We start from the raw sequence: 25,585 nt of genomic DNA, 5'->3' as shown, positions 1-25,585 counted from the left end.
AAATCAATAATTTCTCTCACCCAAAAGTCCATCTGGCAGGTCATGAAATCCCTTGCCCGCCTGATAGTTGGCGAATTTCCCTAAAAGGAACTGGTAGGCATCTAGACGACTTTCATAGCGAATCGCCGCTTCCTTGGCCCGCTCGTCCTGGTCCGCCTCGTAGACCGCCTGACTCTCCTTGAGGGCCATCTCGTTAATCATGACCTGGGTCTTGACCCAAGCTTCAAACTCCTGTAAAAATTCCTGTTCGTAACTCATGTTTCTCACTTTCTAACTGCAAATGCCTAATCCAAATCTCGGTAAAAATCACTGTCAATATCACGGAAGGGCTGAATGTCCTGCACATACTCCAGCACACCCTGAAATTCACCAGCCTCATCTCGCACTGCCGCATAGGTCACATGGACAAACTTGCCCCGCGATTCCGACTTGAACCACATCTCAAACTTGTCCCGTTCTCCCTCGCGCAGAGCCTTGAAAACCCGCCGCACCTTGTCCAAAAGCTTGGGTGGGTGGCAGAGCTCAACATTGCGCCCTATCTGGGACGGCGTCCGCTTAAAAATCATCTCGTCTGACGGCACGCTGTCATTATAATACTGGAAAATATCGTCCTTATTGACAAAGGTAATCTCCATGGGCAGATGGTCCAAAATCAGATTGGCCTCCGCCACCGACAGATAGCCATGACCAAAAGGCTGCTGGGAGTCTCGATTAAAGGCTGGCTCCTTCTTTTCCTTGGGCTTAAAGGAGATGGTGACCTGACCATCTGGCGTATCAATGACCTGCGCAAATCTGCCATCACTAGTCTGTTCTCTACTGGCTGGCGCTTCGCTTCCTTCATCATCAGCATCCCCAGCTTCCTCCTCCGAGAATGAGTGACGCGCAGGAATCCATTTTTCCGTTGGCTTAATGATGGCATAGCCATAAGTATCGCTCTCCTCAGCAATCTTGATCCAATCATCCTGAGCAAAGGATTCGAGGAGGATCATGAGAAGGATAGACTCTTCCTTGAAAATCATAGCTTCAAACTCAGCCGCAAAAGTCTCAAACTTGTCCTTGACTTCTTGAATCGAAGTGTCTGGCAGCTGCTCTGCTGCAATCTTAGCTTCTTGGAAAAGATCTCGAATCTGGTCATCTACGCCCCACATGACTTTGGGCGGCGAATCGTGGCCATAGCTCTCCATGATGGGAAACATGAGCTCTTCCTTACGCTGATAGTGGATATCAAACTGACCCACCAAACCCAGCTGGCGCTGGAGTCCCTTGCGAATTTCAGGTAGAAGCTCCTCATCTTCTGTGCTTTCATAGGTTGATAGGAGTCTGCGAACCCGCATAAGGGCAGCCCGCAAGGCTAGATTTTCCTGCTTAAAGACTTGAACCGGATGGCCTGGGTGGTCGGTATCTGCCACCTCCACATCCTTAATAGCACCTTTAAAGAGGTTGGCATGAACATTGCAGAGGGACATGACATCTTCAAAGGTCACTCCCGTATCCGAGTTCATAAGCTCATGCTCCATCAGGCTGATTTCAATAGCGGACACACCAGCAAAATGCTCATTGAAAAGCTCCTGAACGGATTCTGCAGAAGCTCCGTTATGTAGGTCCAGCAAGATTGACTTGAGGACTTCAATGCGTTCACTAGCCATGCCTAAATCCCCACCACTTCATAACCGTTTAATTCCAGAGTTTGCTTGATTTTATTCGGGTCAATGCCATTCATGCTAGCTCCTTTTTTGATAGAAACCATGCGCCCGACTGTATTGCGCATGACAGGATTGGCCAGAGGCTTAAAGCCCAACTCGACTAAAACATCCAAAACCTCAGGCTGCTTCTCAATCACTTCTGCCACTGGAATAGACAAATCAATCACATTATCCATATGCCCTACCTCCGTGTATTTTTTATTATTATATCACAAAAGATGCGTCCAATAAAAATCCTTTCCACGCTTGCTCAAATCCAAGCTTGGAGTATATAACAAATTCTAATAGGCTATAAGTTATTTTTATAAGGACACTGATAAATTTAATTTCACAAGGAAAGGCTATTCCTATCAACCATTTCTGAGATTTTTTTCACAAACTTCTATCTTTTGCCAGTCTACGGCTTCATTGAAAACGCTTTATTATAGTGATATAATGATTTTAAATACAGAATAAAGGAGATGCCCTATGTCTATTACAAAATTGTTGAACATTAAGTACCCTATTTTCCAAGGAGCGATGGCTCAGATTTCCCACTACCAACTGGCTGCAGCTGTTTCTGAAGCTGGTGGGCTGGGAATCATCGCTTCAGGAGGAATGACGGGTGAGCAGTTGCGTGAAGAAATCCGTGAACTGCGTAAATTGACTGACAAGCCATTTGCCGTCAATGTTATGCTCATGATGAAAAATATCAAAGATATTGTGACAGTCATCATTGAAGAAAAAGTTCCTGTCGTAACGACTGGGGCTGGTACACCAAAATTCATCATGCCTTATCTGAAAGAGGCAGGTATCAAGGTTATCCCTGTTATTGCCAGTGTCAAACACGCGCAAAAAATGCAAGAGCTCGGAGTTGATGCCGTGATTGCTGAAGGTTCTGAAGCTGGTGGCCACATCGGTGAAACCAATACTATGGCTCTCATTCCTCAGATTGTTGACTCAGTTGATATTCCAGTCATCGCTGCAGGTGGCATTGCCGATGGTCGTGGTCTCGCTGCCGCTTTTGTCCTCGGTGCGCAAGGGGTTCAGATGGGAACTATCTTCCTAGCTTCAGAAGAATGCCCAATTTCAGCAGGTTACAAGGATGCCATTGTCGCAGCCAACGACACTGCTACTGCCGTTACTGGTCGTATTGCTGGTGCGCCAGTTCGTTGTATCCGCAATGAAATGACTGACCACTATATCGAACTAGAAAACAAAGGCACCAATCGTGACGAACTCGAAGAAATCACCATCGGTTCTCTTTCTAAAGCTGTTTACGAAGGAGATACTGTGCATGGCTCTATGATGAGTGGCCAAATCGCAGGCTTAGTCAAGGAAATTCGTCCATGTAAAGAAATCCTCGACACAATCGTTGCCGATGCTCAAAAGGTTCTCCAAAACACTGAAATCAAGCTATAATCCTCTAACTCAAAAGAGAGTGGGACAGGAATCGGTAATTCGTTAGAATTCGATTTCGTCGTCCCACCTCCGCACAGTTGAGTAGGGCTGTAAAAGCTGATGAAATCAGCGTAATAGAGCCCTACTCAACCACTGCGTCTTGCTCGACAAGCCAAAGACAATTGAGAGGCTAGGACTTTTGTCCCAGCCTCTTTTGCTGTTCATTTAGACTTGTTTTTGTCGCTGCCTCAAATATGCTTCAATAAATCGCTCTTCTACTTGTCTTTTTTGACCAATTTCACGACTGCTTCGGTTCGTGTTGTCTTTCCCTTGAGAATAACATCTTTTAATCCTACCATTGATAGATATTCATTAAGTTTTTCAATATCTAAACTAAGCCCTTATATTTGCTATTAACTTCAAATTTTTATAAGCATCAAGATGACCATAAAATAAAGGTTCCAAAACTAATCCTATCCTAGATAATATATTTACGGAATTCTGTTATACGGTTTGATTAAAAATAGTTATTTCCCCAGAATATGGTTTTAAAATCCCTAGAATCATTTTGATAATTGTAGTTTTTTCAGCTCCATTTGGTCCAACAAAACCATATACTTTTCCCTTTTTTAAATAAAATAAGTGTTATGAATAACGTCAGTATCTTTAAAGCTTTTTGTTACATTAATAATTTCAACTATAGCCATCCCTACTCCTTAGCTTACAGCAAGAAATTATGCTTAATTCTTATCGTTTTTTGTAAGAAATCAGCGAACCCAATAATATTCCATTCAACAATCCTAAAGAAATACCATATTCAACTGGAGAATCTAAAAAAATTGCAAACACTATTCCAATCATCATCCCTAGTGAGGCTGCTGTTGAAATCACATCTTCATTTTCTTTTTTCATTTTCTTTACACCTCATTTCCTTTTTGTATATAAGCTGTAGTACTCTCCACCAATAGCCATTTTCATATTTAGACTTCCTTTCAGTTTTTATTTATTGTACAATAAATAAAAATCAATTACTTTTTTTGTTGGGAAAATGGGAAAATTATGAAATCAAAACTTGGCGTCACACTCAGAAAAGTTCGTAAAGGAAAACAGATCAGTTTATCTTCCGTTGCTGACGAGCATCTTTCTAAATCTCAAATATCTCGATTCGAACGTGGAGAATCAGAAATATCTTGTATTAGGCTTATCAATATTTTAGACAAGTTGCACGTTACCCTAGATGAATTTCTTATTTTACATGATAAAGACTACTCCAATACAGAATCATTCGTCAATTTAGTTCAATATATTCGTAAACAATACATATTACAAAATATCAATAATATAAAATGTCTACTTTCTGACTCCTCAAATTACACCTTAAATTCCTTTGAAAAAACCATGGTAAAATCCATTCTACACACAATGGATTCGACTATCGTTCCATCAGATGAAGAGTTACTTCAACTGACAGATTATCTCTTCAAAGTTGAAAGATGGGGGTACTATGAAATTATTTTATTAGGTAACTGTGTACGAACAATTAATTACAACTCCTACTTCCTACTAACAAAGGAAATGTTAAATAATTACATTTACTCTTCTCTAAATAAATCTAATAAACGAATTGTCACTCAGCTTGCTATAAATTGTTTCATTCTTAGCATCGATAAGGAAGTATTTTCAAATTGTTCCTATTTAATTGATGAGATAAAGGAGTTGTTAGATAACGAATTAAACTTTTATGAACAGACAGTTTTCCTCTATGCAACAGGTTACTATGAATTTAAGCGTCAATCATGTACTGGAATCGAAAAAATGAAACAGGCTATAAAAGTTCTAGATATTTTAGGTGAAGACAAGTTAAAATTACACTATACTGACCATTTTAATAAACTAGTAAACAAAAAATAAATGAAATCATTGTCTCAACTGGTCATGAACCAGTCCCCAAATGTAATCTCTGTCATATCTTGTGACTTGCTCCACCTTACGATGAAAATGTTCATTTTCGCTTTTCTTACTTGTTAGATTTTCTGTCTCCTCCTCGTCCTCAATGACAGACTCACTCCCTTTAGTTTCAATCATATCAGTCTCACTAACTTCAGTCTCACTAGTGGCTGAATTTAAGACCGACCCCGGCTGATTTTGATACCTCCCTAGTGTTTTTTGAATACTACCCCCGTCTGAATTTAAGACGGGGGTAGGTTCATGTTCTAGCTCCCCTAAGTAAATCTTATTGGCCAAGCGTCCTTTTTCACTGGAAGACTGTTGGACTTCATCTATCAAGCCATACTCTCGCAACGTTTTCTTTATTGTCAGCAATTTTGACTTGGAACAGCCAAGAAGTGCCCTGAGTTTAGAGTTGGAATAAACCAAATAGATAGCCCCATCCTCATCTATCCACCCCTTACTCAACGACAACTCCAAACGGTCTTTTAGAACAGCATAAGCTACTTTAACTTCAAGTTTCATGTCCTTATATCGGTCACTTTCAAATAAGAGTTTTGGAAGCTTATAGTAACGCTCTGATGTTTGGTAATGATTTGCGGCGATACGTTTCATGATTGTCCCTCCAACACTAATAAACCAACATTTCCTAACTCATCAAATTGAATTAGCCCTGACTCTTCCATTTCAGCAATTAACTGAGTTGCTTTCTCAATATTTATTCCCATGACAGCCATGAGATGGCACATCACGATTTGCCGTGATGACTGTTCTTCCTTTTGCATGCTTTTCCTCCTGAAAATAAAAAGGCGAGAACACTTATTAAAATGTTCTCGTTAAGTTAATTTATTACTAACGTATCTATTTTTTCTCTACGCAGTCGACATCCAAACAGACGTTCACATCAATATACTTTTTTGACCAATTTCACGACTGCCTCCGTCCGAGCGGTATGGGGAAACATGTCAACTGACTGGATGTAGTGGACATTGTATACCTGACTGAGCTTGACCAAATCGCGCGCCAAGGTTGAGACATTGCAGGAAACGTAAACCATCTTCTCAGGTGCATAGCGGACAATCGTCTCCAGCAGCTTATCATCCAGACCTGTCCGTGGCGGGTCGACAATCAAGGCATCCGCCCGATAACCTTCAGCGTACCAGCGAGGAATAATCTCCTCTGCAGTTCCAGCTTCGTAGAGTGTATTATCAAAGCCCATCCGTTTCGCATTGCGCTTGGCATCTTCAATGGCCTCAGGGATGATGTCCATGCCCCGCAAAGACTTGACCTTTTTAGCAAAGGCAAAGCCAATGGTCCCCACTCCGCAATAGGCATCAATCAAATGGTCCTCAGCCGTCACATCCAAAGCCTTGACTGCTTCCGCATAAAGCACCTCTGTCTGTTCAGGATTGAGCTGATAAAAAGCCCGAGGCGACAAGGAAAACTCATAGTCCAGCACACCTTCTTGGATGGCTTCCTCGCCCCAGATAATCTCTGTCTTATCCCCATAAATCTCACTGGACTTGCTCGTATGATAATTAACTGCAACTGTCTCCAGCTCTGGAAATTCAGCCACTAGGTCTCGAACGACTGGAGAAAAGTCTAGCTTGCGCCCTGTTACAAAAATCATCTGCACCTGACCCGTCTTTCTGGCTCTGCGAATCATAACGGTGCGCACTCCAGCAGTCTTGCGCTCATCATAGATGGGCAGCCTGTACTTGCCTAAAAGTCGCGCCACCTTATTGACAATAGCCTGCGTCACCTTGTCCTGAACCAGACAGTTTTTCAGCGAGACCAGATAGTGGGAATTCTGTGCATAGAGCCCCGCCTTGACCTCATCCTTAAACTTGCGAGTCTGGAACTGCAGCTTGGCTCTATAATAGAGCGGCTCCTGCATACCAATGGTCGGACGAATCTCATAATTCTCATAGCCAGCTGGCGCAAATTTTTTCAAGGCCTGACGCAGCAAGTCTTCCTTAAATTCCAACTGCTTGTCATAGTGGAGGTGCATGATTTGACAGCCTCCGCAGCTTTCATAAATCTCACACGGCGCTTCCACCCGAAATTTTGACCGTTTGTTGATTGTGAGGAGCTTGGCCTCGATAAAATTCCGCTGCACCTTGGTCACCTGACAGTAAACTTCTTCGCCCTTCAAAGCCCCCGGCACAAAGACCAGCGTTTTCTTATAAAATCCAATCCCTTCCCCATTAATTCCCATTTTCTTGATTTTGAGAGGGATTCTTTGCTTCACTTTTACATTCATGACTCTATTATACCACGCTAGAGTCGATTCGTTGAGAATATGTTACAATAAAAGATGAGAAAATAGTCTAAATCATAAAAATCTCTCGACAACTACGAATAGAGTCAGAGAGACGATGAATGACTCTACACTAAAATATCGTCCAAGTGAAAGGACTAGTATGAAAATCACAAAAATCGAAAAGAAAAAACGGCTCTACCTCTTGGAGTTGGACGACAGTGAAAAGCTCTATATCACAGAGGACACCATCGTTCGCTTCATGCTGTCTAAAGGGATGGAAATCTCGGAGCAGGAACTAAAAGAAATTCAAACTTACGCCCAATTTTCCTACGGAAAAAATCTAGCCCTCTATCATCTCTCCTTCAAGCAAAGAACTGCCAAGGAAGTTAAGGACTACCTGACCCAGCACGACATCCACCCCGAAGTCATCAGCCAAGTCTTGGACGCTTTGAAAAAAGATAATTGGATCAACGACAGAAAATATGCCAATTCTTATATCCAATCCAACCTTCTCACTGGTGACAAAGGCGCTTTTGTTCTAAAACAAAAACTCAGTCAAAAAGGGATTTCTAGCACTATCATAGAAGACGAATTGAGCCAGTTTGATTTCACTGAAGTAGCCGAGCGAGTTGCTGAGAAACTTTTAAAGAAATACCAAGGAAAACTGCCCAGCAAGGCCTTACAAGATAAAATACTTCAATCCTTGATAAACAAAGGATTTTCCTATGGACAAGCCAAAGAGGCTTATCAACATTTAGACATCGAAGAAGACCAAGAAAACCAACAAGAGCTGCTCTACAAAGAGCTAGACAAGCAATACCGCAAGTACTCCAAAAAGTACGACGGCTATGACTTAAAACAGCGTCTGACCCAAGCTTTGGCCCGTAAAGGCTATGATTTTTCGGACATTGCCAGCGCTCTAAGAGAATATCTTTAAGATTTTCTATGAAAACTTAGGCATTTTTATGAAAATATGTTACAATAAAGAGGATAAACTTATAAATTGTAGAAAGTTGGTAGGTTATGAAACTTCCCAAAGAAGGCGACTTTATTACAATTCAAAGTTATAAGCATGATGGGAATCTCCACCGCACTTGGCGAGATACCATGGTACTAAAGACAACAGAAAATGCCATTATTGGCGTTAATGACCACACACTGGTAACAGAAAGTGATGGCCGGCGCTGGGTAACACGAGAGCCTGCCATTGTCTATTTTCATAAGAAATATTGGTTTAATATCATTGCCATGATTCGTGACAATGGCACTTCATACTACTGCAACCTGGCCAGCCCCTACTATCTGGACAACGAAGCCCTCAAGTACATCGACTATGATTTAGATGTCAAGGTCTTCACAGACGGAGAAAAACGGCTGCTTGATGTGGAAGAATATGAACGTCATAAAAGGCAAATGAACTATTCGGATGATTTGGATTTCATTCTCAAGGAAAACGTTAAGATTCTGGTTGACTGGATCAACAACGAACGCGGTCCCTTCTCCGATGCTTATGTGAAAATTTGGTACAAACGTTATGTTGAACTAAAGAATCGATAAAGTTGTCAAAGAGCGCAAGCTCTTTTTTCTTGCTTTCTTTTTCAAAAATCCTTTGTCTAGCAAGGAAGCAATTTCTTGCAATTCCTACTTATTTCTTGTATGATAGAACCATCAATGCTGCTAGTAAAGCACTAGAGGACCAATTTCTGGTCCTCCACAGCAAAATTTCCAGAAAGGAGTGAGTCTCATGGCTTTTACCAATACTCGTGGTCGCTATGCCAGCTTTGGCGCTATCACTAGCCTTCCAGATGATGTGATTGACACTTTCTGGTACATCATCGACAACTTCCTTAAAGATGTCTTCCCTTTGAATAATCTGATTCGCTTCGAATTGATCAATAACGAAGGGAAGCTGACTTTTCGCTTCTCTGAGGACCATCTCGATACACTCATCTCCTTTGATTTCACCTATAAGTTTGACCCATTCTACCCTCGCATGATCTACGTTGTGGACAATGACGGCAGAGAAACAGTCATGTTAGCCGATGAATACTCCATGTTTTAAGAAAGCAAAATCCAGTTGAAACACCGTCACTAAGAGCGGTTCATCAACTGGATTTTTTCATTTGTTGTAAATCATTTTGATATGGGGCCTTGATTCAAAGATAAAAGGGGCTCCCTGTGTTACAAAACCGAATTTTTCATAAAGCCCCACGACTTGCTCCTGAGCTTCAATTTCAATCATTTTCCCCGGTCATTTTTTCTCACAAAGAATCAATATTTCCTCTACTAATCTATGCCCCAAGCCCTTTTCTCTGGCTGACGGAGCTGTCACAAGGCGGCAAAAAAAGACTTTTTCTTCTTCCTCAAACACGAGGGCATAAGCATCTATTTCCTCTTGCTCATTTACATGGAAAAGGTGTACAGCAGTTAGATCTTTCTCATCCAATTCATGATAGATTCGCTCTGGCTCGACGAAAAATCTATCGATCCGCAGTTTTAAAATCTTGTAAAACTCCAGTGTGTCCAACTCTGGCAAATATTTTTTATACCACATACTTGTTTCCGTCCTTGCTTTATTATATAATCATTGTAAATACAACTATCAAAGGAGTTCTTATGGATTACCGTCAGTTATTTCGTCAAATGGGATTTATCTCCCGTCAAGCCATGATGAGAATGAATCAAGAAGCTAGCCAATACGGGCTTGATAATAATCTCTTTCTCATTCTTACTCGCATTGTCGAACATCCCGCCATCCATCAATCTCGGCTGGCAGAGCTGGTTCAGATTGATAAGACTACTCTAAGCCGCTCTTTAAGAAAGCTGGAAGAACGAGGCTTGATTGTCAAAAAGACCAAGCAAGAGAATAAGAAATTCAAGGAGCTCTATCCACTGACTCCTGCACTAAAAGTATATGACAAGCTGATTGGCTACGAGGATAGATACATCCAGACCAGTCTGCGTCAACTGACTTCATCTGAACTCTTTCAGCTGGATCATATCTTACAGAAAATTCAGAACTCCCAACAAGAAGAAGTATAATACAACATAGTTGCATTTACAACTATTATACATTAAAACTAAAGCTATTAAAAACGGCTGCTTGCAAATGACTAAGTGAATCCTCCTCGTCTCTGCAAGCAAAACCGCCTTAATAGCTTTTTAAGTTAGTTGATTGAAATCCCAGATCTGATCCATCCAGCCTTCATAGAAATCAGGCTCGTGGCAGACCATGAGAATGCTGCCCTTGTATTCTTTCAGAGCGCGCTTGAGCTCCTCCTTGGCATCGACATCCAAGTGGTTAGTCGGCTCGTCCAGCACCAGAACATTATTTTCTCGGTTCATGAGGAGACAAAGGCGGACCTTGGCCTGCTCCCCACCTGAAAGAACCTGAATCTGGCTCTCGATATGCTTGGAAGTCAAACCACATCTAGCTAGAGCTGCCCGAACTTCTGCTTGGTTAAGGGCCGGAAAGGCATTCCAAACTGCTTCAAGCGGTGTCTGACGATTGCCGCCTTCGACTTCCTGCTCGAAATAGCCCAGTTCTAAATAGTCTCCGCGCTCGACTTCCCCAGCGATTGGTGGGATAATCCCCAGCAAACTCTTGAGCAGGGTCGTTTTCCCAATCCCATTTGCCCCGATGATGGCCACCTTCTGATTGCGCTCAAAGGTCAGATTAAGAGGCTGAGTCAGTGGACGGTCGTAACCAATCTGCAAGTCCTTGGCTTGGAAGATAAAGCGACCAGGTGTACGGGCAGGCTTGAAGTCGAAGGATGGTTTTGGTTTCTCACTCTGCAGCTCAATAATGTCCATCTTATCGAGTTTCTTTTGGCGAGACATGGCCATATTACGGGTCGCCACACGGGCTTTGTTGCGGGCCACAAAATCCTTGAGGTCTGCAATTTCCTTCTGCTGGCGCTCGTAGGCTGCTTCCAGCTGAGATTTTTTCATCTCATAGACTTCTAAGAATTGGTAATAATCCCCAGAATAGCGGGTCAACTGCTGATTTTCCACATGGTAGACGATATTGATCACATCGTTCAAGAAAGGAATATCATGCGAGATCAGGACAAAGGCATTTTCATAGTTCTGAAGGTAACGCTTGAGCCAGTCAATGTGCTCCGCATCCAAATAGTTGGTTGGCTCGTCCAAGAGCAGGATATCTGGTTTTTCCAGAAGCAATTTGGCCAAGAGAACCTTGGTCCGCTGCCCACCAGATAGCTCTGTCACATCACTCTCCATACCGTAGTCCATGACACCTAGTGCTCGTGCAACTTCGTCAATCTTGGCATCCAGCGTATAGAAATCCCGGCTCTCCAAGCGGTCCTGCAGCTCGCCCACTTCTTCCATCAGGGCATCCACATCCGCTCCATCCTCAGCCATGCTCATATAGATTTCATTGATGCGGGCCTCAGTCTTGAACAGCTCGTCAAAGGCTGTCCGCAGCACATCGCGGACAGTTTGGCCCTGCTCCAATACAGCATGCTGGTCCAGATAGCCAGCCGTCACATACTTGGACCACTCGACCTTACCCTCATCCGGCAGCATTTTACCCGTCACAATACTCATAAAGGTTGACTTTCCCTCACCATTGGCGCCGACTAGACCGATATGCTCCCCCTTGAGCAGGCGGAAGGATACATCCTCAAAAATAGCCCGGTCTCCAAAACCGTGGCTGAGATTTTTTACTTCTAAAATACTCATCTTTTCTCCTCTATCATTGATTGCAGTTCCTTGATTATACCATCTTAGGAAGCCAATTGGCAAGAAAATGAGGCTGGGACAAAAGTCCTAGCCTCTCAATTGTCTTTGGATTGTCGAGCAAGACGCAGTGGTTGAGTGGGCTCTACTACGCTGATTTCATCAGCTTTTACAGCCCTACTCAACTGTGCGGAGGTGGGACGACGAAATCGAATTCTAACAAATTACCGATTTCTGTCCCACTCTCACTTTATAAAACTTTTGCGCTGGTGCGGGTAATATCTTCTACTTTTATATTGTGTGCTTCAAACTTGGACTTCAAGGAAACTAAGTCAATATCTCCGTCAATTTGTACCTCAATGACCACTTTACCGTCCTTACGAGGAATATTGACTGTGTTTGAAATATTGAGGTTTTCTTCGACAAGCAAGGCGATAATATGCGATAGGACACCAACCTCGTCTTCTGTGACAAAGCGCATCCGAACGCCCTTTTCGCCATAACCAGACACTTCTAGAAAAGCCTTGAAAATATCGCGATCCGTAATGATTCCATAGACCTGCTCATTGTCCACAACCGGTAAAATTCCAATTTTATTTTTCAGCATCAAATAAGTCGCATCTTCCAGACTAGCATACTGGGAAATAGTAACAACATCGTGAATCATCACATCTTTTACCTTGGTTTTATTTAGAAGATAGTTCATTTCATAAATTGATAGGCTCGTTGCCTTTGATGGACTTGCTTCCGCGATTGTTCCTTCTGTCACAAGACCCACCAGCTTATCATTTTCAATCACGGGCAAGCGGTGCAATTTTTGGTCGCGCATAATATCTGCCGCATGCGCAATCGTTGTGTCTGGACTAATGTATACAACCTTGCGTGTCATAAAATCTTTTACTGCCATGAGAAGCCTCCTCTAGTTTCTTTTTCTAATCTTATTATACTGTATTTTCCAACTAATTTCAAACGCTTTCACGGTTTTCTCTTATGTTTTCAAAATTTAGAAAAATCAGGCAGGCTACCTATAAAAAAGCTAGATTCTCCTATGAGAAAACGAGGAGGAACGTTTGATCCAGCCTCGCTTTAGCCTACCTCTATAGTTTCTTGTCTAATACCACTAGCGACAAGATTACCAAAAACGATTGAAAGAGAAAATTGATCAGCCAAATGCTATTTTTCTATTATTTCTCCAAACTTCTGACAAAGGCTTGATAGGTCTGCTCCATCAGCATGGTAATCGTCATCGGTCCGACTCCCTTTGGAACTGGAGTAATGAGACTAGCCACTTCTGCCACTTCGTCAAATTTGACATCGCCAATCAACTTGCCATTTTCATCCCGGTTCATGCCGACATCAATAACGACAGCTCCCTCCTTGACAAAGTCCTTGGTTACAAAGTGTCCCCGTCCGATAGCCACCACTAAAATATCAGCTTTCTTTGCAATTTTTGCTAAATGATGGGTCCTCGAGTGCGTCAAAGTAACGGTCGCATTTTTAGACAACAGAAGCTGAGCCATGGGTTTACCGACAATATTGCTACGACCAATCACCACCGCATTCTTGCCTTCCAAGTCTACCTTATATTCGCGGAACATTTCCATGATTCCTGCTGGTGTAGAAGGGATCATCAAGGGATGTCCTGACCAAAGTCGCCCCATATTGGTCGGATGAAAGCCATCTACATCCTTCTCTGGATCAATAGCTAGTAGAACCGCTTCATCGTCAATGTGGGCTGGCAAAGGAAGCTGAACTAAGATTCCGTGCCAAGCTGGATCCTGATTATATTTAGCAATCAAAGTCAGCAATTCTTCCTGACTAGTTGACTCAGGCAGACGCACAACTTCACTGCGGAAGCCAGCGGCTAGAGCGGATCGTTCTTTATTTCTCACATAAACCTGACTGGCTGGATTGTCGCCCACCATAATCACCACTAAACCAGGTTCCTGACCTGTCTCTGTTTTTAACTTTGCTGTTTTTTCTGCAAGTTTCGCTTGAAGCTTTTCTGCTAAAGCTTTCCCGTCAATAATGTTTGCCATTCTTTTCTCATTTCTTTTTCACTATATTTATTCATTATATCAGAAATACTTCTGTCCCACTTATACATTTTTCTTATATAAAGTTATAAGATTAAAGACCGAGCTTGACGAGCAAAATAAAAAAGCAGAAGTCTGCTTTTTAGTATAATAATTCATAAATTTCCATGGCAATCAAGTCAATACTATCGAAAGTATAAGTCTCACGCGCTGCCACATCACGCAGAGTAAAAATTGGTCCGTTTTCTTCGTCGTAGCTGTACGCCACTTCGGCAACAACTACTCCTTCACGTTCAAAATTACGTTTTAAATTTCCACCATCTTTGGCCATAGCTTCCAAACGATTGATGATTCTAACTAAATGTGATTCCATTTTATTTCTCCTATTTACTTGCTTCTCTCCTATTTTACCATAAAAAGAAACTGAAATACCAGTAAAAGACCATTTTTTTCTCTTTTTCGCGCTATAATTTCTCAAAAAATCAGTCTCAGGGAGGATTTTGTAGTAAATTCTTGCATTGTTCAAGAATACTGATATAATGAAACTATAATACTTTGACTATTTTTGACCATTTAAAAATAGGTGGATCTACGGCCAAAGAAAGAGGTAGAATATGCTTTGTCAAAATTGTAAAATCAATGAATCAACCATCCATCTCTATACAAATGTAAACGGAAATAAGCAGCAGATTGACCTTTGTCAAAACTGCTATCAAATCATGAAGACAGACCCTAATAATAGCCTTTTTCGAGGACTGACTCAGGCTAACAACCAAGGAATTGATCCTATTGACGATTTCTTTAACAGTCTTGGTAATTTTCAACAACCCCAAGAACCAAATCCAAATATCCCGCCAACTCAATCTGGAGGAGGCTACGGTGGCGGTGGCTATGGTGGCAATTCCAATCATGGAGGCGGAGCACGCCAACAGGCTCCGCAAAAGCCAAAAGGTCTCCTAGAAGAGTTTGGTATCAATGTGACTGAGATCGCCCGTAAAGGAGAAATTGACCCTGTCATCGGTCGGGACGAAGAGATTACTCGTGTTATCGAAATCCTCAACCGCCGCACCAAGAACAATCCTGTTCTCATAGGAGAGCCAGGAGTCGGAAAAACAGCCGTGGTGGAAGGCTTGGCCCAGAAGATTGTTGATGGTGATGTACCTCATAAACTCCAAGGCAAGGAAGTTATCCGCCTAGACGTTGTCAGCTTAGTACAAGGAACTGGTATCCGTGGTCAATTTGAAGAGCGGATGCAGAAGCTCATGGACGAGATTCGTTCTCGTCAAGATGTCATTCTCTTTATTGATGAGATCCATGAAATTGTCGGAGCGGGGTCTGCTGGCGATGGCAATATGGACGCTGGGAACATCCTCAAACCAGCTCTGGCTCGCGGAGAACTCCAAATGGTTGGAGCTACTACCCTCAATGAATACCGTATCATCGAGAAGGATGCAGCCCTGGAGCGCCGCATGCAGCCCGTTAAGGTGGACGAGCCGACAGTAGAGGAAACGATTACTATCCTCAAGGGCATTCAAAAGAAATACGAAGACTACCATCACGTCAAGTACACAGATGCGGCCATTGAAGCAGCGGCACTTCTCTCCAACCGCTACATCCAAGACCGCTTCCTGCCAGACAAGGCTATTGACCTCTTGGACGAGGCTGGCTCTAAGATGAATCTGACCCTCAACTTTGTTGATCCTAAAGTCATTGACCAACGTCTGATTGAGGCAGAAAATCTCAAGGCTCAGGCTACTCGCGACGAAGACTTTGAAAAAGCGGCTTACTTCCGTGATCAGATTGCTAAATACAAGGAACTCCAAAAGACGAGCGTGCTGGATAACGATATCCCCATTATCAGCGAGAAAACAATCGAGCATATCGTGGAACAAAAGACCAATATCCCTGTCGGCGACCTGAAGGAAAAAGAACAGTCTCAACTGGTCAATCTCGCCAGCGACTTAAAAGCTCACGTCATCGGTCAAGACGATGCTGTGGAGAAGATTGCCAAGGCCATCCGCCGCAATCGGGTCGGACTAGGAAGTCCTAATCGCCCAATCGGCAGCTTCCTCTTTGTCGGACCTACTGGTGTCGGTAAGACTGAGCTGTCTAAGCAACTAGCCATTGAGCTATTTGGCTCTGTCGATAGCATGATTCGCTTTGATATGAGTGAATACATGGAGAAACACAGCGTGGCTAAACTGGTCGGTGCCCCTCCAGGCTATGTCGGCTATGATGAAGCTGGTCAATTGACTGAGCGCGTCCGCCGCAATCCCTACTCACTCATTCTGCTGGATGAGGTAGAAAAAGCCCATCCTGATGTTATGCACATGTTCCTGCAGGTTCTGGATGATGGCCGCCTGACCGATGGTCAAGGCCGGACTGTCAGCTTCAAGGACACCATTATCATCATGACATCCAATGCCGGAACGGGCAAAGCTGAAGCCAGCGTTGGCTTTGGAGCAGCTCGTGAAGGCCGCACCAACTCCGTCTTAGGTGAGCTGGGCAACTTCTTCAGTCCTGAGTTCATGAACCGCTTTGACGGCATTATCGAATTTAAGCCACTCAGCAAGGACAACCTCATGCAAATCGTCAACCTCATGCTGGATGATGTCAACCAGCGCTTGGCAACCAACGACATTCATCTGGATGTCACAGAGAAGGTCAAGGAAAAATTGGTCGATTTGGGCTACGATCCGAAAATGGGTGCTCGCCCACTGCGCCGCACCATCCAGGATCATATCGAAGATGCTATTACTGACTTCTATCTGGAAAATCCAAGCGAAAAAGATCTCAAAGCTATCATGACTAGCAATGGCAAAATTCTCATCAAGTCAGCCAAAAAATCAGAGGCAGAAAAAAACAAGCTCGATGAAAGTCAAAACTAACTGACTTTGGCTCTGCATTTTGATAAACTTTTAAAAATAAAGCAAGAAGAGAACGGACAAAGCATGCCGTTCTCTTCTTATTTTATTTTTTAGAAGACGCTTCACCAGCAAATATAGAAAACAAGCTAGCCAAGCATTCCTTACCATCTCCTATGGAGCTCACTGGATAGACTTAGCTTTTAGTGTCCTCTAGCGTAATTAACCATGTCGTAGGGCAGGGTATTAGCTCTTTCTTTCAGTGAGTAATTTTCTAAATTATTGACATTTTGGCGCAGGCGTTTGGCATAGCTGCTTGAGATCAATTTATTTTTCTCGTATTCGAAGATGATTTTTCTCTCCAGATAGTAGCCCCACATCATTTCTGAGATGTTATTAGGTTTGATACGTGTAATAACCCGCTCGATGAAGGCACCGCTGCCGATAATCTCCGTTTCCCTTAGTCGAGATTCCTGCAAGAATGTAATCAGCGAGGGCTTGTAGATTCCTTTTAGGTGTTCCAAACTTTCGATAATGACTTCGGTATTGGACAGGTAAAGCTCTGCTATATCCTCCATATCCTCAGCAGTTAGATGCTTAGCTCCACCCTGCCTCCAAGAGCGCCATCTGGCACCAAGAGTGACGATTTCATGGAGCAACATGCGCAATACGCGCAGCGTAACGAGAAACATATAGGTAAAACGAGAAACTAAGTTTCGATTGATGCCCTGCTCGATATTATGTAGGTAACGCTGATAAAGGTGATAGCTACGGTCGCTGATTTTTCCTTCCTCAAAAGCCTGCTCCAAGCCATCATTTTCGATACTCAAAATCAATAATTTCAGAGCCGCCAAGTCTCGCTGAGTGGCCTTGTCTTCCTGTTCAAGGATTAGGTTTTCGATACGACCATGGTAATTGTCAATAGCCGCATAGAGAGGTGCCTTAGCCTTGGTTTGCTTGAGGCCTGCTTCCAGCTCACTCACCACTTCATTTAAAATAGCAATGTGCATGAGGTGCTCAGCTTCCTCTTCTCTTTCCTCAGACAGATGAGGAAGAGTGAGTAAACCTGTCAGAAAGCTCAGAAAGGTGACACCTGCAACCAAGAAAAGCAACAAAGGATGATCTTGCTCCAATTGACTCGGAATCAAAAGAATAGTCGCAATGGAGACGGTTCCTTTGACACCTGAAAAGGTCAGCAGCAGCATTTCCTTCAGGTAGTTTCCAACATTCTTGTGCAATCTTCTGATTCGAATGAAGTAAAAAGTGAACAACATGATAAACCGAAGAGTAAAGAGCAGGAAAGTCAAAAGAACAATGCTCACGAGTAGCAAGAGATTATCGTAAATCGGGCTCTTTAAAATTGGCTCTGCAATCATCTCCAGCTCTATTCCTAAGATGATAAAAACAGAACCATTGAGCATGAAGTTCACTGTATTCCAGATGGTTTCCGTAACCGAATCCACCTGGGCTTCCAGAAGCGTTATCCGCTTGAAGCGGCTAGCCTTAAAGATACCTGCAACGACTACTGCGATAATCCCTGAGACATGAATCTCCTCTGCTAAAAAGAAGGTAACCAAGGGTAAGCTCAGCTCCAACAAGAGCTCACTAGCAATATCTGATACTTGGGCACTCATCAGCAGTTTATGCAACCAGCGATTAAGAGCTGCGCTGGCCATCCCAACAGCAAATCCTCCAATAATGGAAAGAACTAAGGATATACTAGCTTTTCCTAGGGAAAAACTTCCTGTAGTCCAGGCCAAAAGAGCCACACGAAAAGCAACTAGACCAGACGCATCGTTAAGCAAGCCCTCTCCTTTTAGGATATTTTCCACCCGCTTGGGGAAGGAAAAGCGCTCTGATAGGGAAGCAAAGGCAACCAAGTCTGTCGGACCCAAAGCGGCTCCTACGGCAACACAGGCCGCCAAGGGCAAAGCAGCCCAGAGAAGATGGGCCAGATAGCCCAGGCCAACCGTTGAAATAAAGATAACTGGAAAAATCAAATATAAAACTATTCTCCAATGCTTGAGAATACTGGTAATATTGCTTTCCTCAGCCTCCCGAAAGAGCAAGGGTCCGATTACCAAGGCCAAAAATAGCTCTGTATCTAAATGAAATTTCCCCTGAGGAAGGAGAAAACCAAGCGAAATTCCCAGCACAATTTGCACTAGAGGTAAAGGAAGCTGGGGCAGCAAGCGATTGGTTACATTCGATACAACCAATAAGAGCAAAAAAACAATCGTGTAGAGAAGGATTTCCACTTTGAACCTCCTTTATCTCTGCTGGCAGCACTCTTTAAACAATTCTTTTTGCGCTGAAATCTTTTGATCAATTTTGGATAGGTCGCGGTGCTCAATTATCTTTTGACAGCGCTCCATCTCTAGATTCACCAATTTTTTCTTGATTCGCAGCATTTTTTTATTCATTTTGGCCTCGTCCAAAAAGCCAGCATTCGTTTCTTCATTAGCAGACTCGACGTATTTGTTTCGTAAGCCAGCCAATTTTTCATGCAAATATTGTTTATCCATTTTTCTCCAAATGATTCCTTAGAAAGTTTTTAGCAATCTTGGAATCCTTATTTTCCTTTTAATTTCTCAATCATGACCAAGAAAGGCGGATTGTTAATCTGATTGATGGTCTTGTAGAGGGCGACAGTGAAGTCCTGCTGAGGCAGCTGACTGACAAAGTCTAGCACCGCATCTTTTTCAATTTCGCCACCTTCATGCCCATAGTAAATCATGATAGCTGCACGGCCGCCTTTTACTAAACCTTGGCAGACCTTTTCCAAAGCCTCCAGCGTCGTATCGGGTCTTGTAATGACAGACTTGTCCGCCGAAGGCAAGTAGCCAAGATTAAAAATAGCAGCCTTGAAATAGTCTGTGTATTGGTCTAGAGTCTCATGGCCAGCCAAGATTAGCTGGGCATTGTCAAAGCCAGCTTCTGCCAAGCGCTGGCGGGTCTTTTCCACAGCCTGCTCCTGAATGTCAAAAGCGTAGACTTGCTTGGCCAACTTAGCCAGAAAAAGCGTGTCATGCCCATTGCCCATAGTGGCGTCCACCACGGTATCTTCCTTGGTCACGACTTCTGCCAAAAAGGCATGGGCCATCTGCAATGGTCTTAACATACGAATCTCTGCTCCTTTGCTTTACAACCTTGCTTGCTGCCACGACGACGCATTTCTGCCTCAATGGCATTAAGAACTTCCCATTTATTGAGGCTCCACATGGGACCAATCAACATATCTCGCGGGGCATCGCCTGTGATGCGGTGGATGACGATATGCTCAGGGATAATCTCCAGCTGGTCGCAGATGATGGAGACATACTCCTCCTGACTGAGCAGCTGTAGTCGCCCTTCGTGATAATCCCGCTGCATACGGGTATTGGTCATCAAGTGAAGCAGGTGAAGCTTAATCCCTTGAATGTCATTGTCCGTCACACAGCGGCGGACATTCTCTAGCATCATCTCATGGGTCTCTCCCGGCAGGCCATTGATCAAGTGAGAGACAATCTCCGCTTTAGGTGCCAGCTTACGAATTCGCTGGACCGTCTCCACATAAAGCTCATAAGAATGAGCACGATTGATGAGGTCTGAGGTCTCCTCATAGGTGGTCTGAAGGCCCAGTTCCACGGTCACATGCATACGCTCAGACAGGTCAGCCAAGTAGGCAATGGTCTCGTCGGGCAAACAGTCGGGCCGAGTTCCGATATTAAGTCCAACGACACCCGGCTCGTTGATGGCTTGCTCATAGCGCTCACGGATCACCTCAAGCTTCTCATGGGTATTGGTGAAGTTCTGGAAATAGACCAGATACTTGCGAACATCTGGCCACTTGCGGTGCATAAAGTCAATTTCCTTATAGAACTGCTCGCGAATGGGCGCATCTGGTGCCACAATGGCATCACCAGAACCCGAAACGGTACAGAAGGTGCAGCCTCCATGCGCCACCGTACCATCCCGATTGGGACAGTCAAAGCCCGCATCAATGGGCACCTTAAAAGTCTTTTCTCCAAAAAGTTTTCGATAATAATCATTCAAAGAATTGTAAGATTTCATACCTTCCATTCTACCACAAAAAAGAGTATAGAAACAAAAATTTCCCCCTTCACTAAGAAAGAAGAAAATCATGCCTCCCATTGATAATGCTTGAGGTCCACAAAGCCATTGGCCTTCAAGTCCACTCCTTCCGCCCAGAGCAAGTGTGCTTGGTCTTCCCAGCCTGGTGCGAGACGCCCTGCCGCATTGACTACCCGATGGCAAGGATGCTTGCCGCCATAAAGTTCCGACTGACTAAGAATCTTCCCCACCAAGCGGGCGTTTTTAGGGCGCCCAATCAAACGGGCAATCTGACCATAGGTCGCCACGCGCCCAGCAGGAATCTCATCCACAAGAGCTAAAACCGACTTGATGATTTCTGGATTCAAAACGGACAATCACCTCCTGACCTCACTTGCTTTTATCTTAAAAGAAGACTCCTCCTTTGTCAAGACAAAAAGGCTGGCAAAGCCAACCTTTCTCATCTCTATTTATTTCTGCTTTCCCTTGAAGCGCCACTGAAAGCGCAGCTTGTCATAAAAGGGAAATTCGATATTGAGAATGGCAAAGCCCATCAAGGCTCCTCCGATTACATCCGTCGGGTAGTGCACGCCCAGATAGACTCTGGATGCCATAATGGTAAAGATAAAGAGCAAGAGCAAACCCTGTACCAGACGCTTGATTTGTTGATTCTGCATCCGTTGCTGGACAATGATAATCAAGGTGCCAACAACAATGGCTGTCGCCATGGCATGCCCACTTGGGAAAGAATAGCCTCCCTCTTCCACCAAATGCGAAATACTGGGCCGGCTTCTTTGGTAAAGCAGTTTAATCAGCTTAATCAAAATCCCATGTAAGACCAGATTTCCAGCTAGTAAGGCTGCTTCTATCTTCCATTTTTTATAAAGGAAAAATAGGACAAGGGCAGAAACCCAGATGATAATCCCCATCGGATCAATCACACTGGTCACTAGTTTGAAAAATGTCGTCAAAGCTGCAGGCAAGTCTCCCCGCAGCCAAGTTTGAATCGGGCTATCAAAGCCAACTAGCTGCTCTGGATAAAACTTGACCATGTAGCCTAATATGACGAAAAGTAAAAGGGCAAAAGAGCCCTTTGTTAGATAAGATTGTTTATTTTTCATAGCGTTTTAGAACGGGCGTCAAAAGCGTGTAAATCAGCCAGAAAGCCACCGCCCAGATTACTCCTTCTAATAGGTTAAAGGGAACAATCATGGTCAGCAGATACTTACTTACACCAATGATCTGACCGATATCAAAGTTTGCAAAACGAGCATAAAGCGGAATGGCATAAAAAGCATTCAGCGCCAGCATACTTGCAGTCAAGGAAAGAATTCCTAGGAATGATGCAAGCAGATAGCTCATCAAATCTCTCTTCTTTTCCCAGAAAAGAGCAAAGAAGATGACATAGACCAGAATCGCCACAATATTGATCGGCAAACCGATCAAGGTTTCCACTCCATGACCATTTAAGGACAATTTTAAAACAGAGCGGATGAGCAAAACTGCTACAGAACTCTTAAAATCCAAGAGAACCAAGGCTAATAAAATCGGAATAATCGAAAAATCCAATTTTAGAAACTCGGCTACCAAAGGGATTTGATAGAACATGAGCAGAAAAGATAGTGCAGATAGAGCCGCTACTATCGCCATTTTGCGCGTATTTGTCATAACAGGTTCCTCCAATTTATAAAAATTAGAGAAGCTGGAAGGCTGTTAACACAAGGCCCGAAAAATCCTTTCAGAATTTATAAGAGTATATAAAATACCCCTTAAAATAAAATTAAAACGACCAACCGGCCAGGCAATAACGCCTTTCGTCTTCTCCCATCCAGACTATACTGTCGGTTGTGGAATCGCACCACATCAGCTTTCGCTCGCGGACTTGAGTCAACATTGAGGAAATAAAGATTTTTCTTTTAGACGAGGCGACAAGCTGAAGGCATAACTAGAGTTAGGCAAAGCTTGTCAACAAAGTATAAAAGAAAAAGATTATTTCCGCGTCAAATTTACCGCCGGTCGGGAATCACACCCTGCCCTGAAGACACTCTTATCATAACAAAAAAAGCCTGCCAGAGCAAGCTTTTTGATTGATGTAATCAAAAATAATTCAACAGATGCCATTTCATGTTTACTCAGTCTTTATTTTCTTCTAAATAACGATCCCACCAAGCTTCCATATCTTTATATGAGTTGATGGGGGTTTGTTCCCCCGTTTTAGGATTGGTAGCTACAACATCTATTTTATCCTGACCGATTGGTGCAAACAAATGACGAAAATCCTCAAAGACAGACTCCTTTGTGTTTTGGCCCTTTCGCAAATATACCATAGAAATTTTTTCTTCTTGCACTAACTCGAGCATATCTGAACATTCCTGATACAAATTAGATGTCTTAGGAAATTTTTCTTTAGTATCAAATCCAGAAAATGAGAGTGTCCAAGATATTATAGCCGAATGATAGGGTTTCATAGCATCATTTAAATTAGTATACATAAAACCCATTCCCATCTCCTCCATATAAGTCTTGGCATCAAAACCTTGTGGAGCTTCCTGAAACTTCTCTGCCTCTATATCCCAAAAAAGGTAACGACTACGACCATTTTGGGTATTTGGGGCATCTTTATGAGTGACTTGCACAGCTACGTAATCTTTCCCATTATAGTAGACAGGATCCCACCCCCATGGTTGGAGCTGATAATCATATCTATATAGTTCCTTATAGAGATCAATCTTCCGTTCCTTAAAATCCTTCGTACGCAAGTCATGTAGAATCAGATACCAATAATCTCCCTCTAGCTGATGCCTATTATTGGCAAGACGTTCCTGCGCCCTACGCTCTTGAGATACCAGATAGTTTTGAGTAGGCCTTGCGCCACTTTCGCGACCTTCTTTGTCCAGGCCAACCACATACTGTTGCTTATCTCCAAATAGTAAAATCTTATCTACTTTTGTTGAAAAATCATCATACTTGACTTCGTCCTTCTGAGCAGTGAGATGGTTGTATAGGAGCACTGCAGAAAAGATACTGATTAGAAGGAGGGTACTGATGACCCACTTATGTTTGATCCATTTCATATAAACTCACTTTCTAGACTAATTTCCTGTAGCCTGAGCTGGTGGGGCAAGGCTAGGTTATTTCAACTTATCCGCTTCGTACTCATGTACCAAGTCCAGTCCTGCAAAGTTCTGCTGCCGTAAGGCTTCGTAGACAATCATGCAGACCGTATTAGAGACATTTAAGCTGCGGACATGCTGGTCATTCATGGGAATGCGCAAGGCCTTTTCTGGATGCTGGCGCATAAATTCCTCAGGCAAGCCTTTATCTTCGCGACCAAATATGAAATAGTGCGGCCCTTCTGCTGCAAAATTCTCCTCCGAGTAGACTTTCTCGGCAAACTTAGAAATCAGATAGAGTCGTCCGTCCATCCGCTTCATAAAGTCATCTAGACTCTCATAGAAGCTAATATCTAGCTTATCCCAATAATCCAGCCCTGCCCGCTTCATCTTACGGTCATCAATGGGAAAGCCCATGGGCTTGATGATATGGAGGGGAGAATTGGTCGCTGCACAAGTACGAGCAATATTGCCTGTATTCTGCGGAATTTGTGGTTCAAAAAGGACGATATGATTTTGCTGAGACATGATTTTTTCCTGATTTTCATTAGAATAAAAAAATAGCCACACTGCCCGGAGTCAAGCTCAGCAAACAGCGTGGTTAAGGCATCATTAACTTACATCACAACAGGTTTGATGTAAATCAATGAGGGTACCTTCCTAGTATATCATTTTCTTCCGACAAGTCAATAAAAATGACCTCAAAAAGTGAGATTTTTGTAGGATTTCTTTTGAAACAGCTTACTATTCTGTAAAAAACGACTTTATTGAGATTTATAGATGAAATTTTATATAAAAAAAGGTATGATAGATACATATTCGGGAGGAATAATATGAAAATTATCGTCGTCGGAAGCGGGAAAGTCGGAGCCGCCCTTTGTCGCTCGCTCGTTGCTGAAAAGCATGATGTCGTTTTAATTGAACAAAATGAAGCTGTTCTAAATCATATTACAAAACGTTACGATATTATGGGCATCGTTGGAAATGGTGCGAATTTTAAAATCTTGGAGCAGGCAGATGTTGCCCACTGCGATATCTTTATTGCCATGACTGAGCAGGATGAGGTTAACATGGTTTCAGCCGTTCTCGCAAAGAAAATGGGGGCCAAAGAAACCATTGTCCGTGTGAGAAATCCTGAATACTCAAATGCTTATTTTAAAGAAAAAAATATTCTAGGCTTCTCTCTGATGGTCAACCCTGAACTCCTCGCTGCTCGTTATATTGCGAATATTATTGATTTTCCTAACGCTCTGTCATTGGAGCATTTCGCCAATGGTCGAGTGACCTTGATGGAGTTTAAAATCAAGCCAGAAAGTCATCTCTGCCAAATGAGTCTCTCGCAATTTAGGAAGCATTTCCCTCACGTTATCATCTGTGCTATTGAGAGAGAAGGAAAACTCAGCATTCCAGATGGTGATTTCATCTTGCAGCCATCTGATAAAATCTTCCTGACTGGAAATCGTTCAGAAATTGTCCGCTTCCACAATAAAATCCGACCAAGAGTCATCAAGAGCCTCATGATTAT

General features: G+C 43.1%; 27 protein-coding genes, 3 pseudogenes and 1 riboswitch. Of the genes and pseudogenes, 8 read left to right on the top strand and 22 right to left on the bottom strand.

From position 1 onward, the window contains the following. Positions 1-3: 3 nt before the first annotated feature. From D8792_RS07730 to D8792_RS07720, 3 genes are read right to left on the bottom strand one after another with little or no spacing between them, the layout of a single operon-like run. The gene (locus D8792_RS07730) at positions 4-258 is read right to left on the bottom strand and encodes a DUF1912 family protein (protein WP_002899692.1); all 255 of its coding nucleotides are present in this window, start codon (positions 256-258) and stop codon (positions 4-6) included. 26 nt (positions 259-284) lie between these two features. Continuing rightward, a complete protein-coding gene (locus D8792_RS07725) occupies positions 285-1,646 on the bottom strand; it encodes a DUF438 domain-containing protein (protein ID WP_125373574.1) in 1,362 nt (453 codons plus the stop codon). Between the two features lie 2 nt (positions 1,647-1,648). Then, on the bottom strand, positions 1,649-1,879 hold the full coding sequence (locus D8792_RS07720; protein ID WP_125373573.1) for a DUF1858 domain-containing protein: 231 nt from the start codon (positions 1,877-1,879) through the stop codon (positions 1,649-1,651). A gap of 292 nt (positions 1,880-2,171) precedes the next feature. On the opposite strand from D8792_RS07720, the gene D8792_RS07715 reads away from it, so the two are divergent. Then, on the top strand, positions 2,172-3,104 hold the full coding sequence (locus D8792_RS07715) for a nitronate monooxygenase (RefSeq protein WP_125373572.1): 933 nt from the start codon (positions 2,172-2,174) through the stop codon (positions 3,102-3,104). A gap of 483 nt (positions 3,105-3,587) precedes the next feature. Here the strand turns inward: D8792_RS07715 and D8792_RS11730 are convergent. Together D8792_RS11730 and D8792_RS07700 are read right to left on the bottom strand one after the other, a co-directional pair. Further along, a pseudogene (locus tag D8792_RS11730) lies at positions 3,588-3,662 on the bottom strand (hypothetical protein); the annotation flags it as partial. Between the two features lie 168 nt (positions 3,663-3,830). Further along, on the bottom strand, positions 3,831-3,995 hold the full coding sequence (locus tag D8792_RS07700) for a hypothetical protein (protein ID WP_125373571.1): 165 nt from the start codon (positions 3,993-3,995) through the stop codon (positions 3,831-3,833). A 147-nt stretch (positions 3,996-4,142) separates the two neighbouring features. On the opposite strand from D8792_RS07700, the gene D8792_RS07695 reads away from it, so the two are divergent. Beyond that, the gene (locus D8792_RS07695; RefSeq protein ID WP_125373570.1) at positions 4,143-4,994 is read left to right on the top strand and encodes a helix-turn-helix domain-containing protein; all 852 of its coding nucleotides are present in this window, start codon (positions 4,143-4,145) and stop codon (positions 4,992-4,994) included. A gap of 9 nt (positions 4,995-5,003) precedes the next feature. On the opposite strand, the pseudogene D8792_RS07690 reads toward D8792_RS07695, so the two are convergent. The 3 genes and pseudogenes from D8792_RS07690 to rlmD all read right to left on the bottom strand — a co-directional run. Then, positions 5,004-5,645 (bottom strand): annotated as a pseudogene (locus D8792_RS07690) (replication initiator protein A); the annotation flags it as partial. Then, positions 5,642-5,815: a hypothetical protein gene (locus tag D8792_RS07685; RefSeq protein ID WP_125373568.1), complete on the bottom strand. Its 174-nt coding sequence runs from the start codon at positions 5,813-5,815 to the stop codon at positions 5,642-5,644. The gene D8792_RS07685 and the pseudogene D8792_RS07690, both read right to left, overlap by 4 nt. 119 nt (positions 5,816-5,934) lie before the next feature. Continuing rightward, the gene (gene rlmD, locus D8792_RS07680) at positions 5,935-7,293 is read right to left on the bottom strand and encodes a 23S rRNA (uracil(1939)-C(5))-methyltransferase RlmD (protein ID WP_125373567.1); all 1,359 of its coding nucleotides are present in this window, start codon (positions 7,291-7,293) and stop codon (positions 5,935-5,937) included. A gap of 160 nt (positions 7,294-7,453) precedes the next feature. Here rlmD and recX point away from each other — a divergent pair, with 160 nt between their 5' ends. The 3 genes from recX to D8792_RS07665 all read left to right on the top strand — a co-directional run bounded on the left by recX (position 7,454) and on the right by D8792_RS07665 (position 9,355). Continuing rightward, positions 7,454-8,230, top strand: coding sequence for a recombination regulator RecX (gene recX, locus D8792_RS07675; protein ID WP_125373566.1), 777 nt, complete (start codon positions 7,454-7,456; stop codon positions 8,228-8,230). An 86-nt stretch (positions 8,231-8,316) separates the two neighbouring features. Beyond that, positions 8,317-8,850, top strand: coding sequence for a nucleoside tri-diphosphate phosphatase (ntdP, locus tag D8792_RS07670; protein WP_005590859.1), 534 nt, complete (start codon positions 8,317-8,319; stop codon positions 8,848-8,850). Positions 8,851-9,037: 187 nt separating this feature from the next. After that, positions 9,038-9,355 carry a DUF960 domain-containing protein gene (locus tag D8792_RS07665; protein WP_125373565.1) on the top strand — a complete coding sequence of 106 codons (318 nt, stop codon included), beginning with the start codon at positions 9,038-9,040 and terminating at the stop codon, positions 9,353-9,355. A 57-nt stretch (positions 9,356-9,412) separates the two neighbouring features. Here D8792_RS07665 and D8792_RS07660 read toward each other — a convergent pair. Beyond that, positions 9,413-9,847 (bottom strand): annotated as a pseudogene (locus tag D8792_RS07660) (GNAT family N-acetyltransferase). A 62-nt stretch (positions 9,848-9,909) separates the two neighbouring features. On the opposite strand from D8792_RS07660, the gene D8792_RS07655 reads away from it, so the two are divergent. Beyond that, positions 9,910-10,335 (top strand): MarR family winged helix-turn-helix transcriptional regulator, encoded by a 426-nt coding sequence (locus D8792_RS07655; protein ID WP_125373564.1) that lies wholly within the window; start codon positions 9,910-9,912, stop codon positions 10,333-10,335. A gap of 120 nt (positions 10,336-10,455) precedes the next feature. On the opposite strand, the gene D8792_RS07650 is transcribed toward D8792_RS07655, so the two are convergent. From D8792_RS07650 to D8792_RS07630, 4 genes are all read right to left on the bottom strand, one after another. Then, a complete protein-coding gene (locus D8792_RS07650) occupies positions 10,456-11,997 on the bottom strand; it encodes an ABC-F family ATP-binding cassette domain-containing protein (RefSeq protein WP_125373563.1) in 1,542 nt (513 codons plus the stop codon). A 247-nt stretch (positions 11,998-12,244) separates the two neighbouring features. Beyond that, the gene (locus D8792_RS07640) at positions 12,245-12,901 is read right to left on the bottom strand and encodes a CBS domain-containing protein (RefSeq protein WP_048763750.1); all 657 of its coding nucleotides are present in this window, start codon (positions 12,899-12,901) and stop codon (positions 12,245-12,247) included. Between the two features lie 277 nt (positions 12,902-13,178). Then, positions 13,179-14,033: a bifunctional methylenetetrahydrofolate dehydrogenase/methenyltetrahydrofolate cyclohydrolase gene (locus tag D8792_RS07635; protein WP_125373562.1), complete on the bottom strand. Its 855-nt coding sequence runs from the start codon at positions 14,031-14,033 to the stop codon at positions 13,179-13,181. A gap of 139 nt (positions 14,034-14,172) precedes the next feature. Continuing rightward, positions 14,173-14,403 carry a DUF1797 family protein gene (locus D8792_RS07630; RefSeq protein ID WP_005592360.1) on the bottom strand — a complete coding sequence of 77 codons (231 nt, stop codon included), beginning with the start codon at positions 14,401-14,403 and terminating at the stop codon, positions 14,173-14,175. Between the two features lie 241 nt (positions 14,404-14,644). Here D8792_RS07630 and D8792_RS07625 point away from each other — a divergent pair, with 241 nt between their 5' ends. Further along, the gene (locus tag D8792_RS07625; protein WP_125373561.1) at positions 14,645-16,918 is read left to right on the top strand and encodes an ATP-dependent Clp protease ATP-binding subunit; all 2,274 of its coding nucleotides are present in this window, start codon (positions 14,645-14,647) and stop codon (positions 16,916-16,918) included. A gap of 179 nt (positions 16,919-17,097) precedes the next feature. Here D8792_RS07625 and D8792_RS07620 read toward each other — a convergent pair whose 3' ends face one another. From D8792_RS07620 to D8792_RS07580, 9 genes are all read right to left on the bottom strand, one after another. Beyond that, positions 17,098-19,152, bottom strand: a complete 2,055-nt coding sequence (locus tag D8792_RS07620; protein ID WP_125373560.1) for a cation:proton antiporter — start codon at positions 19,150-19,152, stop codon at positions 17,098-17,100. A gap of 12 nt (positions 19,153-19,164) precedes the next feature. Continuing rightward, complete coding sequence (locus D8792_RS07615; RefSeq protein WP_125373559.1) at positions 19,165-19,419, bottom strand: hypothetical protein; 255 nt, start codon at positions 19,417-19,419, stop codon at positions 19,165-19,167. Positions 19,420-19,466: 47 nt separating this feature from the next. Further along, positions 19,467-20,015, bottom strand: a complete 549-nt coding sequence (mnmM, locus tag D8792_RS07610) for a tRNA 5-(aminomethyl)-2-thiouridylate-methyltransferase MnmM (RefSeq protein ID WP_125373558.1) — start codon at positions 20,013-20,015, stop codon at positions 19,467-19,469. Further along, positions 20,009-20,956, bottom strand: a complete 948-nt coding sequence (gene mnmL / locus D8792_RS07605; protein WP_125373557.1) for a tRNA modification radical SAM protein MnmL/YtqA — start codon at positions 20,954-20,956, stop codon at positions 20,009-20,011. The genes mnmM and mnmL overlap by 7 nt, the downstream gene beginning before the upstream one ends. Before the next feature lie 59 nt (positions 20,957-21,015). Continuing rightward, positions 21,016-21,315, bottom strand: coding sequence for an MGMT family protein (locus tag D8792_RS07600; protein WP_125373556.1), 300 nt, complete (start codon positions 21,313-21,315; stop codon positions 21,016-21,018). A gap of 102 nt (positions 21,316-21,417) precedes the next feature. After that, complete coding sequence (locus tag D8792_RS07595) at positions 21,418-22,068, bottom strand: phosphatase PAP2 family protein (protein ID WP_125373555.1); 651 nt, start codon at positions 22,066-22,068, stop codon at positions 21,418-21,420. Continuing rightward, on the bottom strand, positions 22,058-22,615 hold the full coding sequence (locus tag D8792_RS07590; protein ID WP_048766230.1) for an ECF transporter S component: 558 nt from the start codon (positions 22,613-22,615) through the stop codon (positions 22,058-22,060). The genes D8792_RS07595 and D8792_RS07590 overlap by 11 nt, the downstream gene beginning before the upstream one ends. Before the next feature lie 144 nt (positions 22,616-22,759). Next, positions 22,760-22,994: riboswitch (FMN riboswitch) on the bottom strand. 85 nt (positions 22,995-23,079) lie between these two features. Then, positions 23,080-24,021, bottom strand: coding sequence for an HU family DNA-binding protein (locus tag D8792_RS11445; RefSeq protein WP_185758430.1), 942 nt, complete (start codon positions 24,019-24,021; stop codon positions 23,080-23,082). A 57-nt stretch (positions 24,022-24,078) separates the two neighbouring features. Next, entirely contained in the window at positions 24,079-24,588 is a 510-nt protein-coding gene (locus D8792_RS07580; protein ID WP_185758429.1) for a tRNA (cytidine(34)-2'-O)-methyltransferase, read from the bottom strand. Positions 24,589-24,893: 305 nt separating this feature from the next. On the opposite strand from D8792_RS07580, the gene trkA reads away from it, so the two are divergent. Continuing rightward, the coding region (gene trkA, locus D8792_RS07575) for a Trk system potassium transporter TrkA (protein WP_125373553.1) at positions 24,894-25,585 on the top strand (692 nt) is incomplete at its 3' end.

Source organism: Streptococcus cristatus, from assembly GCF_003943505.1.
GTDB classification, from domain to species: domain Bacteria; phylum Bacillota; class Bacilli; order Lactobacillales; family Streptococcaceae; genus Streptococcus; species Streptococcus cristatus_E.
The sequence above is the reverse complement of the archived record's forward strand: the minus strand, read 5'-3'. Positions and strand labels throughout refer to the sequence as shown.